This is a genomic window from Pseudoneobacillus rhizolycopersici (genome assembly GCF_054786815.1).
The window spans coordinates 86,546-98,180 of sequence record NZ_JBTOOE010000016.1; the positions used below are offsets into that span (position 1 = coordinate 86,546).

Consider the following 11,635-nt stretch of genomic DNA (forward strand, 5'->3'; position numbering starts at 1 on the left):
CATTAACTAAAAATGAATCTTGGATATGACCAAGTTTTTCAACATATGCCCAACTTTGGTGCGATATGTCCAACTTTCAAGATTTATGCCCAACTTTTTATGACAAATGCCCAAGTTCTTTCCGAAATGCCCAACTTTTAGAACATATGCCCAAGTTTTTCACGAAATGCCTAACTTCCAAATATCAAGCCAAACGCATATGCAATCCCACAATTTAAGGAGGTCATCATACTATGTCCAAACTCTGGGGCGGTCGTTTTACCAAAGAGACGAACCAACTTGTTGAAGAATTCACCGCATCAATCCAGTTCGACCAAAAACTAGCTATCGAAGATATCGAAGGTAGTTTAGCCCATGTCCAAATGCTGGGGGAATGTAACATCATTCCTACCGAAGATGCCCTGACCATTAAAAATGCCTTACTCGAAATCAAACAACAGATCAAAAATGGCGAAATTCAGTTCAAAATCGAACACGAAGACATTCATATGAATATCGAAAAGTTGTTAATTGATAAAATTGGCCCTGTTGGAGGCAAGCTGCACACTGGACGCAGCAGAAATGACCAGGTCGCCACTGACATGCATTTATACTTAAAAAACAAAACGACTGAGATCATTGAGCTAGTCAAAACAGTCCAACAATCGATTCTCAACCAAGCCAAGGAAAATATCGAAACACTTATCCCTGGATACACACATCTGCAACGAGCACAGCCCATTTCCTTTGCCCATCATTTAATGGCCTACTTTTGGATGTTTGAGCGTGACAAGGAAAGGCTCCAAGATAGCCTAAAACGAATTAACTGGCTCCCTTTAGGCGCCGGTGCCCTCGCTGGTACGACCTTTCCAATTAACCGAGCAAGCGTCGCAAACCACCTCGGGTTCCAAACGATATACCCAAATAGTATGGATGCTGTTAGCGACCGAGATTTTATCGTCGAGTTCCTATCCATAGGTGCACTCATCATGACCCATATCTCAAGACTTTCCGAGGAGTTAGTGATTTGGTCGAGCCAAGAATTTCAATTTATTGAGTTAGATGATTCCTTTTGCACGGGTTCAAGCATCATGCCGCAAAAAAAGAATCCGGACGTTCCGGAATTGCTTCGTGCGAAAACCGGCCGTACTTACGGCAATTTAATCGGACTGCTAACAGTTCTCAAAGGCCTACCACTTGCCTACAACAAGGACATGCAAGAAGATAAAGAAGGCATGTTTGATACAGTGGAAACGCTAGAAGGATCGCTGAAACTTTTAGCACCGATGATTGAAACGATGACCATCAATAAAGACGTCATGCGAAAGGCGCTTAATCAAGACTTTTCTAATGCTACTGATATTGCAGATTACTTGGTCACAATGGGTTTACCTTTCCGCGATGCCCACGAGATTATTGGAAAAATAGTCTTATATTCTATTCAATATAACAAATACTTATTAGATTTAACTCTGGAAGAATATCAGCAGTTTAGCTCACTTTTCCAAGAGGACATCTACACTATCTTGTCGCCTGAACATGTTGTCTCAGCAAGAAACAGCTATGGTGGGACAGCTCCTACCCAAGTGATAGAGCAAATCAAATTAGCGGAAGAAACATTATATATAACATCTAACTAAAAGCGGGGATGCAATATCTCCGCTTTTTTGTGACTTTTTACACACTTACTTATTGGGAAATATTTCATGTAATGCTATAATTTATATTAGAAAAATAAAATTCAACAAAAAGAGGAGGGAATAACTATGACACTATCAATCCAAAACCTTACAAAAACGTATGGTGAAAAAAAGGCAGTCGACAATATTTCACTCCAATTGCCTAAAGGTGAGGTTCTCGGTTTACTCGGGCGAAATGGTGCCGGAAAAACAACGACGATTAAGATGATGCTCGGATTAATCCAACCTGATAACGGCACCATTTTATGGGAAGGAAAACCATTCAAAAAGGATCAGCTTTCAGTGGGCTACTTACCTGAAGAGCGCGGTTTATACCCAAAATCGAAAATTGTCGACCAGCTCAGCTATTTTGGGATGCTAGAGGGCATTAGTAAAAAGGATATTCACCAAAAAATCGATTACTGGCTTGAAAAATTTCAAATTCCAGAGTACAAAAATAAGCTAGCCAGCGAACTATCAAAAGGAAATCAGCAAAAAATCCAAATTATCTGCACGCTTTTACATGATCCGGAAATCGTGATTTTAGATGAACCATTCAGCGGATTAGATCCGGTAAATGCCACTCTTTTGAGCGAAATTATTGAAGAACAAGTCAATGCAGGTAAAACGATTATTTTATCCAGTCACCAAATGGGGCAGATTGAGGCATTTTGTAAAAATATTATCATGATGAAAGATGGGAAAATCATTGTTTCCGGCCGATTACAAAAAATAAAAGACGACTATGGCTATAAAAATCTTTCCATCACCTCAGAAGCCTCTCTTGATAAATTCTTTGAAGAACAGAACCTAACGTTTGAAAAGAAAGCCAATGTTTACATAACTAAGGTGCATAATGATTCAGAAGGTTTGAGCATCCTTAATGCCCTGTCGGCAAAAAATATTACGGTACAAAACTATTCCTTATTAGAGCCAAGCTTACACCAAATTTTCGTTGAGAGGGTGAGCTAAACATGAACAAATTTAATATCGTTTTGGGTTTTCATTTAAAGGAAGGATTTGCTTCAAAAAGCTTTCGAATAACTACAGCTATTTTGCTGGCAGCAATCCTTGGATTCTTTGCTTTTACCCATTTCTTTGGAAAAGAAGAGAAGCTCACTGTATCCGTGGCGAATACAAGTTCCAAGTATGAATTTAATGCAGAAGAACTAAATAAAACAAGCGAATTTGCTGAATTTACCTCCGTAGGGGAAAATGATATCGTCCCAACAAAAGACAAGGTTAAAGATGGTGAGCTTGATGCATTAGTGGTCATTAGTGAAAAAAATGGCCAACCAAATGTCGAATACTTTTTCAGACGAAACCCAAACTTTGAATTGCTCGATTTATTAAAATCACAAATACAACCACAATATTTACAACAAGTCATCACTGAAAAACAGGTTCAACCTGATGTGGTCAAAGCTATATTAACTCCGGTTGCGATAGAGCCAATTCCATTAAAAGATATTGAATCGACTGGACTTGTCTATTTCTTTCTATTCTTAATGTACATGTTCATCATCATGTTCGGTCAACAGGTAGCGATGAGTGTTGCAGGGGAAAAAACGACCCGTGTGATGGAGATTATGATTACAAAGGTCCGACCGATTACCATGCTATATGCTAAGGTCATTTCCTCCATGCTTGTGGGAATTACCCAAATCGGAATGGTCGCCCTTGGATATATCATTGCAAGAATCCTTGGCTGGACTTCAGACGAGCTAACTCTATTCGGAATGCCGTTGGATTTATCCGTCCTGAATGCGAAAATTTTTCTATTCCTAGCCGTTTATTTTGCTTTAGGTTATATGATTTACGCCTTATTGTTTGCGGCCATTTCATCGGTGATTAGTCGAATTGAAGATATTGGTGGCATTATTTTTCCGATTTCGCTTTTATTAATGGGGGCATTTTTCCTCGGAATGAAATCGATGTTAAATCCGAATGATACGCTGGTGTTAATTGGATCTTACATACCATTTTTCTCACCGATTGTGACATTCTCTAGAATTGTGCTAGGTGAAGCGTATTTGCTCGAGATTATTTTATCGATAGTCATCCTTGTAGTTTCTATTCTCGTAATCGGACTAATCTCCAATCGAATCTACTTAAAGGGAGTCATGAGATACACAAGTAAGACAACGATTGCAGATGTGATTAAAATGGTCAAAAGCTAACCCTAGGTTATACAAAAGATCGCTCCCATTTGAAGCGGTCTTTTTTGCATAAAAGGGTAGAAAGATTGGGAAATCTACTGTTAAAGGGGGGCTACAAATGTCCGTTTTTAATAAAAATAATGACCAAAAAGAAACGGTTGAAGAAGTACTTTCTCATTCCATTGAGCTCGAAGAGGACTTGATGCGTACATACTTGATTACCGCAGAACGGATTCACGATGATGACGAATTAAAAGAACGCCTTGAAAATTTTGCCGAAGGAAATGCAAAAAGAACAAAGCAATTAATGGATGAACTCAATCATAATAAAAAAGATTAGCCAAATGGTTAATCTTTTTTTATTGTACAGGCAGAAAAAGAGATGTTTCAACGAATGATATTGAGAAGTAGTGCTTTGGAGTCTAAGCTTCGGAGGGAAGAAAATGTCTGAGAACCAATTGATTCAAAAGCGTTATTACGAAAATTATATAAAAGATAATGAATTAGCTCACCCCATTCGGGTGCTTGGTGAATGTTTTATCACTGAACAGAGTACAGAGGTCCCCGATTTAACGACGATTCGCTTTGCTCAGGGAGAAGTATATTTTCATCATAAAGATTTTGAAACAGCAATTTTCAAATGGGAACACATCCAAAACGAATTGGAGCCTTGGGCAAAAAAGAATATGGCGGATGCTCTCGTTCAATTGAAATTATTTAAAGAAGCAGAAGAACGGTATAAATCGATCATCTCCGATTCCGTTTTGCTAAATACCGAGATTGGCTTGCAACTTTTCTCACTATACTCGCTTCTAGAGCAGATGGATTCGGCTTTTAAAGTGATTAAAAAAGTGGTTTCGCTAAATCCAAACTATTCGAATGTGACGAAAATCGCACTTGATTTTTTTGTGAGCCAAAAGGATTGGTTGAGTGCAGCCGAGCTTGCTGCAAGTGAAGCGCTTAGAACCGAAAGCATGTCTTGGTTCGATCACCTGAAAGACTATGTGAAAGATGGCTACACAGAGGGTCTTGCACCATCGTTTTTTATGAATGTTTTAAAGCGATTATATAAATTGGATCGCCATCGTTTTGAGGAATTGATTACGATACTCTCGGAAAGCTATCGAAATGATTTAGCATGGGTAACCGTAATGAATGAGCTATTTGCTGAGCTTGTAGAAGATGGCCAAACTTCATCACCGAAAATCGCTTACCTTTTTAAAGATACCTATCATCATTTGCTGAATGGGCAATATTTATTATCACAATTAAATCGTGTGATTCCTTTGTTTTTAAGCAACTGGTTTAAAATAACTCAATCGCATTTTGCTGCGTCAGCTATTTTAGCTTGGAAGGACCTGTTTCCAACTAGCTTGGAATCAGAGACGGTCAATGAGGCTGAGTACCATTTTCATAACAATAAAGGCCAACAACTAAGCGAAAAGGAAATTTTCCCGCTATTTGAATTAATCTTAAACTGGGCAGAAACAAATGGGATCATCCAACATGAGGGCATGCTGGATGTCGAAGGAACCCAGCTATATTCCGAAACTGAACCGGTTGAAAAACTCATATCCACTATGCGAAAAGTAATAACAGAGTTGTCCGAGAAAAGAATAGAAGTGGAAAATCGATTAGTGGATTCCATTAGTAGTTTGGAAGAGATCCTTACAAAATTAAATGGGGCAAATCATCAACTACAGGATTTGCAAGATGAAAAAATGAAAACAATTAAAAAGGTTTTCTTTGAAAGTAAAGATATCGTCAAGTCTGAATTAATAAAGAGAATTCCAAAGCTACTTCAGGAATGCGCAGAAGTTATTAAAGACGATAGCGATTTTGGAAAAATAAACAATGTTTTAAACGAAGAAATGAATAGGCGTGTTCAGCAATATATAGAGGAAAAGATTTTACCGGATTATTATGAATCACTAAAGTATTGGCTTGATTTTTCAAAGGAAGAGTTAGAAACATGTCAAGCATGGCTCCATGATAGGAGAGATGGTTTTCACGTTCTTTTAGATAAAAAATTGCCGTTAGATTGTGATTTTACGATAATAGAAGATTGGCATAGAGATATTAAACGAATGACAAGCGGTACTTCAATCGATGAATTGAATGTTTTACGCAAATTCAAGACTACGCAATTTTTGATAAGCAATGCCGGAAAGCTTTTGAGTGCCTTTACGAAAAACTCACTGTTATCTAGCAAATATAGAACGTTAATTGAGACAGATGATTTTAAAGAAGTAACAGATGAAATGATTGCAAAGTTTCTCGTTCAATTTAATTTATTTGAAAAAGGCCTAGATAGAGATTTAAAATTATTCTTTAAACAGCCATATGAAGTCTTATCACAGAAAATGGATGAAATCAAACAACTCAAAAGAACAGATGAAACAACACTTCTAGAACATCAGGAAAATCCTGAGATTGTCCGTGACCCAATTACCATTTTTGAATTGAGGCTGCGACAATTCGAGTGGATGCTATTAGTTGAAAATAGTCCCGTATATGAATAAAATATCATCTCTAAAAAAGGTACCTTAAGAAAAATCTCGGTACCTTTTTTAATTAATAAAAAAATAATGTTTCAGTTTGTAAGTAAGATAATCTTCCTATCACTAATAAAAACAGAATATTCAGCATAAAAATATTAATAAAAATAGTAGGGGGAAAGCAATGAGAAAGATATCGGGTTTTATGTTTGTGATGACGGTTGTCCTAATGCTCATTTTATCTGCATGTGGGACAAATCAGGCTAGCGGCGATAAGGAAAATGACAAAAATGGTTCAAATAGAGAGGGAAAGAAAACTCTTCGTGTAGTAACGGACGCGGCATATGCTCCATTTGAGTACCAGGATAAAGGCAAGATTGTAGGATTTGACGTTGATATCATTCATGCAGTTGCGAAGGAAGCAGGCTACGAACTTGATATTGCCCATGTTGGGTGGGACCCGGTTTTTATTGAAATTGGCCAGGGAAGTGCCGATGTGGGGATTTCATCGATTACCATCACTGACGAACGAAAACAATCCTATGATTTCTCTCTGCCATATTTCCTTTCAACCAACAAGATTCTAGTACCTGAAGGCAGTGTTATTCAAAGTGCTGAAGATTTGATTGGTAAAGTTGTAGCCGTTCAAAAGGCAACAACTGGTGACGCTGCTGTAGAAGGAATCCTTGGGAAAAATCATAAGGATATCAAGAAATTTGATGATAACAATCTAGCAATCTTGGAATTAATCAATGGCGGGGCTGACGCAGTTGTGGCCGATAACGGTGTAATCGAAGCCTATGCAAAAAATAATCCAGATAAAAAGCTAGTTGTTCGTGGTGATCGTGATACATTTGAAGCTGAGTTTTACGGAATGTTATTTCCAAAAGGTAGTGAGGTTGTAGTTGATTTTAATAAGGCAATTAAAACTATTTTTGAAAACGGCACCTATAAGGACATTTATAAAAAATGGTTCGGTCAAGAGCCAGACCTAGACACCATCATTGCGGAGCAAGATAAGTAATCGGAATAATATGAAACGGCAAGATTGCGTAACTCAGAGATGCGTTACGCAATTTTTAATAGTGGAGGTGACATGATGGATTTTCGATTTGACATCATTGTTTAGTATGGACCATTGCTGTTAAAGGGTACTTTACTTACCATTGGTCTATCAATCGCTAGTATTGTAATCGGGACTATTTTGGGTCTGTTTATAGGGTTAGGAAATATGATGAAGAATAAGTTGCTAGCTTTCCCGTTTAAAGCGTATATTACCTTTTTCCGCGGTACACCACTGCTTGTTCAAATTCTCATTATCCATTTTGGGGTGGTCACGCTCATTGTGGATGGGACAAATGCTGTTCTCGCAGGAATCCTTGCCTTATCGCTAAATGCGGCAGCCTATATTTCAGAAATTTTTCGTGCGGGGATTCAGTCGATTGAAAAGGGGCAGATGGAAGCCGCCCGCTCACTAGGGATGACTCATGTACAAGCAATGCGTTATGTCATTTTGCCTCAAGCTTTTAAAAGAATGATCCCGCCACTCGGGAATGAATTTATCGTCTTATTAAAGGATTCTTCGTTAATTTCCATTGTGGCAGCTCCTGAATTAATGTATTACGTTGGACTAGCCAAAGGGCAATACTACCGTGTATGGGAGCCATATTTAACCGCTGCTATCATCTATTTAGTATTAACGGTTACTTTAACCTACTTCTTAAATCGGCTTGAAAGGAGGCTGACAACAGAGTGATTCGAGTCGAAAGGTTAAAAAAATCATTTGGTCCACACGAAGTATTAAAAGACATTAACGTTGTCATCCAGCCCAAAGAGGTTGTGGTCGTGATTGGCCCATCGGGTTCAGGTAAGTCAACCTTCCTACGCTGTATCAATCAGTTAGAGACAATTACGGATGGTCATATTTTTATCGAAGATGTCGATGTTGCTGATAAGAAAACGGATATCAATAAGGTTAGAACGGAAGTGGGAATGGTATTTCAGCACTTTCATTTATTTCCGCATATGACCGTGTTGGATAATATTATGTTGGCTCCACTCAAAGTACGAAAAGCCTCTAAAGAAAATTCGCGGGAAAAAGGGCTGCAATTATTAAGGAAGGTTGGACTTGAGGAAAAAGCAAATACTTACCCGGCATCCTTATCAGGTGGACAAAAGCAACGAGTAGCAATTGCCAGGGCGTTAGCGATGGAACCGAAAATGATGCTATTTGATGAACCAACTTCGGCTCTCGACCCCGAAATGGTTGGAGAGGTGCTGGAAGTCATGAAACAACTTGCTAAGGAAGGGATGACGATGGTCGTCGTCACCCACGAAATGGGCTTTGCACGTGAAGTTGGTGATCGCGTGATTTTTATGGACGATGGCCTTATCGTTGAAGAAAATGTCCCGAAACAACTATTCGAAAATCCGCTGCATAACCGTACTAAATCATTTTTAAGTAAAGTCTTATAAGTTAGCAAAAAATTCAATCAAACGTGTGATTGAATTTTTTTCTGCCTTAAAAACTGTGGTAAGTTATATAGAGAAGAAAGATAACGGAGAGGTGAAATACTTTGGTTAATTGGTACGAAGAAGTTTTACGAAGAAAAGATGCTATTATAAAAGATTTATTTGGTTTATTAGAAATCGAGTCTGTGAAAGATGTTAGCAGTCAATCACCAGTTCGTCCGATGGGCGAAAAAGTAGGAGAGGCCCTTGACTACATGTTAAACCTTTCTCTTCAAGCCGGTTTTACCACCAAAAATTTAGATGGTTATGTCGGTTATTTAGAGGATAAAAATAGCCGAAGCGATGATTATATTGGAATACTATGCCATCTTGATGTTGTCCCGGCAACTGGCGATTGGACGAGTCCCCCTTTTCAACCTACCATCCGCGATGGGAAAATTTTTGCAAGAGGCGCTATTGATGATAAAGGTCCAACCATCGCAGCTTTTTATGGTTTGAAAATGGTTAAAGAGCTTGGACTTCCCATGAAAAATAACGTTCGCATCATTTTCGGAACAGACGAAGAAAGTGGAATGAGCTGCATCAAGCATTATCGCGAGGTTGAAAGGATGCCTGCTTTGGGATTTGCTCCCGATGCAGATTTCCCAATCATTCATGCTGAAAAGGGACAAATTAACGTTACGTTGTCCATAAAAGATGACTCTCCTTATCCACAGAGTCCATTAGTGCTTCATTCCTTTAAAGGGGGAAATAGAATCAATATGGTTCCGGAAAGTGCAGTGGCTATTGTAGAAGGAGATATTGAAAAAGAATTTATTGAAGGCTTTGAATTGTTTTGTCATGAAAATGGCTATCCATATAAACTCTCATTTAAAGATGCTCAAGTGGAGCTAAAACTTTTTGGTCTATCTGCGCATGGAATGGAGCCACATAAAGGTGAAAATGCTGCTACTGCTTTAGCGAACTATTTATCAAGGTTTCCATTTCAAAAAACAGCTAATCAATATTTAGCGTTCTGTACTCTACTACACGAGGACTTTTATGGAGAATCTTTGGGCATTAATTATGAAGACTCTATCACTGGTCCATTAACGGTTAACCCAGGGGTGTTTTCCTTTGAACAAGATGGTGGAACTGTACAATTAAACATTCGTTGCCCGGTTTCAACCCGCTATGAGCTAACCAAACAGAAACTGGCTGATAGCCTAACAACGTCTGGCTTCACCATAGCTGGATTAAGAGAGTCGCAACCCCATCATGTCGAGGCAGATCACCCAATGATAAAGGTTTTGCAAAAGGTATATCAAGAAGAAACTAATTTGGAACCGACGCTTCTGTCAACTGGTGGAGCTACCTATGCAAAATTTATGGAATATGGCGTCGCTTTTGGAGCTTGCTTCCCGGGTAAATTGATGACCGCCCATCAAAAGGATGAGTATATTGAAATGGAGGACCTATTAAAGGCGACTGCCATTTATGCACGGGCCATTTATGAGTTGGCCAATCTCGATTGGGAGATCAGGTAAAATAAATGTGGATTAATCGTTGGAGTGCGCTAATTTGGATATCATTAGCGGAATTATTCGGATTAAGTCTTTGGTTTAGCGCATCTGCTATTTTGCCTGAGCTTACGGAAGCTTGGGACTTGAATCAGGCTTCCTCAGCTTGGGTTACCTCCGCTGTTCAGATCGGTTTTATTGTTGGTGCCTTAGGTAGTTCCTTTTTGGGCCTCCCCGATCGATACAACAGCCGTAAAATATTTGCCATTTCAGCTTTACTAGGTGCATTGCTTAATGGAGTTCTTTTCTTTGTTTCAGAGGCATGGTTAGGGATTATGATGCGATTTTTAACGGGTGTAACACTTGCTGGGGTATATCCGACAGCGGTTAAATTAATCTCTATGCTCTATCCGAATCAGAGAGGAATGGCCATTGGAGTATTAATTGCAGCTTTGACTCTCGGCTCAGCATTTCCTCACTTTCTTGTGTCGCTATTGGGAGGATTTAATTGGCGTGGGGTTATCATGGCGAGTTCAGTATTATCCCTTTTCTCTGCAGGAATAATGTATTGGTTCGTTCACGACTGCTCCATTGTATCTAAAAAGTCGAAAGTTAATATTCGGTTAATTAGGAAAGTTATTCAGAACAGGAAAGTGATGTTGGCTAACTATGGCTATTTCGGGCATATGTGGGAGCTATATGCTATGTGGACCTGGCTGCCTGCCTTTTTAACAGGAATTTTCAAGAACGATTACCCGCAACAAGTGGGTTGGTATAGTGCCTTAGCTTCCTTTATTATCATTGGGATAGCTGGTGCCATAGGCTGTATCGCAGGTGGTGCTTTAGGAGAGAAAATAGGAAAAGAAAGGCTTACCATAGTTGCGATGATAATTAGTGCAGGTTGTGCTATATTCGTCGGGTTTGCTAGTGCTATTTCTTTATGGTTAACTCTTATAGTGGCATTGATTTGGGGTCTATCGGTTATAGCGGATTCTGCCCAGTTTTCGGCATTGGTGACAGAACATTCCGAGGATGACTATGTTGGGACAGCATTAACTTTTCAAATGGCGATAGGATTTATCATTACTGTGGTCTCTATTAACCTATTACCCGTTATCCAAAACTACATTGGATGGGAGAGAGTATTTATCTTTTTGAGCATTGGCCCGATTTTAGGAGTTATTTCGATGCTGAAGCTACAAAGTGTTAAATAAATAAAGCCGGCAATGATATAGAGACCCGGTCTCTGTACCAAAATGACTGTAAAAAAGGCCGGAAATGGTATAGAGATCTGGTCTCAATACCAAAATGACCGAAAAAAAAGGCTGGAAATGGTATAGAGAGCCTGT

The 11,635-nt window shown here is 38.9% G+C and carries 10 protein-coding genes; all 10 read left to right on the plus strand.

What is annotated here, in order from left to right:
* The first annotated feature begins 233 nt into the window (after positions 1-233).
* Positions 234-1,619 carry an argininosuccinate lyase gene (gene argH, locus ACX9YW_RS15825; RefSeq protein WP_460348107.1) on the plus strand — a complete coding sequence of 462 codons (1,386 nt, stop codon included), beginning with the start codon at positions 234-236 and terminating at the stop codon, positions 1,617-1,619.
* 126 nt (positions 1,620-1,745) lie between these two features.
* Positions 1,746-2,630, plus strand: a complete 885-nt coding sequence (locus ACX9YW_RS15830) for an ABC transporter ATP-binding protein (protein WP_460348109.1) — start codon at positions 1,746-1,748, stop codon at positions 2,628-2,630.
* A gap of 2 nt (positions 2,631-2,632) precedes the next feature.
* Positions 2,633-3,838, plus strand: a complete 1,206-nt coding sequence (locus ACX9YW_RS15835) for an ABC transporter permease (RefSeq protein ID WP_460348111.1) — start codon at positions 2,633-2,635, stop codon at positions 3,836-3,838.
* Positions 3,839-3,935: 97 nt separating this feature from the next.
* A complete protein-coding gene (locus ACX9YW_RS15840; protein ID WP_460348113.1) occupies positions 3,936-4,157 on the plus strand; it encodes a hypothetical protein in 222 nt (73 codons plus the stop codon).
* A 103-nt stretch (positions 4,158-4,260) separates the two neighbouring features.
* Positions 4,261-6,339 carry a tetratricopeptide repeat protein gene (locus ACX9YW_RS15845; protein WP_460348115.1) on the plus strand — a complete coding sequence of 693 codons (2,079 nt, stop codon included), beginning with the start codon at positions 4,261-4,263 and terminating at the stop codon, positions 6,337-6,339.
* A gap of 160 nt (positions 6,340-6,499) precedes the next feature.
* Entirely contained in the window at positions 6,500-7,339 is an 840-nt protein-coding gene (locus ACX9YW_RS15850; protein ID WP_460348117.1) for a basic amino acid ABC transporter substrate-binding protein, read from the plus strand.
* Positions 7,340-7,453: 114 nt separating this feature from the next.
* A complete protein-coding gene (locus tag ACX9YW_RS15855; protein ID WP_460348119.1) occupies positions 7,454-8,071 on the plus strand; it encodes an amino acid ABC transporter permease in 618 nt (205 codons plus the stop codon).
* The gene (locus ACX9YW_RS15860; RefSeq protein ID WP_460348121.1) at positions 8,068-8,790 is read left to right on the plus strand and encodes an amino acid ABC transporter ATP-binding protein; all 723 of its coding nucleotides are present in this window, start codon (positions 8,068-8,070) and stop codon (positions 8,788-8,790) included. The genes ACX9YW_RS15855 and ACX9YW_RS15860 overlap by 4 nt, the downstream gene beginning before the upstream one ends.
* Before the next feature lie 101 nt (positions 8,791-8,891).
* A complete protein-coding gene (gene pepV / locus ACX9YW_RS15865; RefSeq protein WP_460348123.1) occupies positions 8,892-10,313 on the plus strand; it encodes a dipeptidase PepV in 1,422 nt (473 codons plus the stop codon).
* Positions 10,314-10,318: 5 nt separating this feature from the next.
* Positions 10,319-11,500, plus strand: coding sequence for an MFS transporter (locus ACX9YW_RS15870; protein ID WP_460348125.1), 1,182 nt, complete (start codon positions 10,319-10,321; stop codon positions 11,498-11,500).
* Positions 11,501-11,635 lie beyond the last annotated feature (135 nt).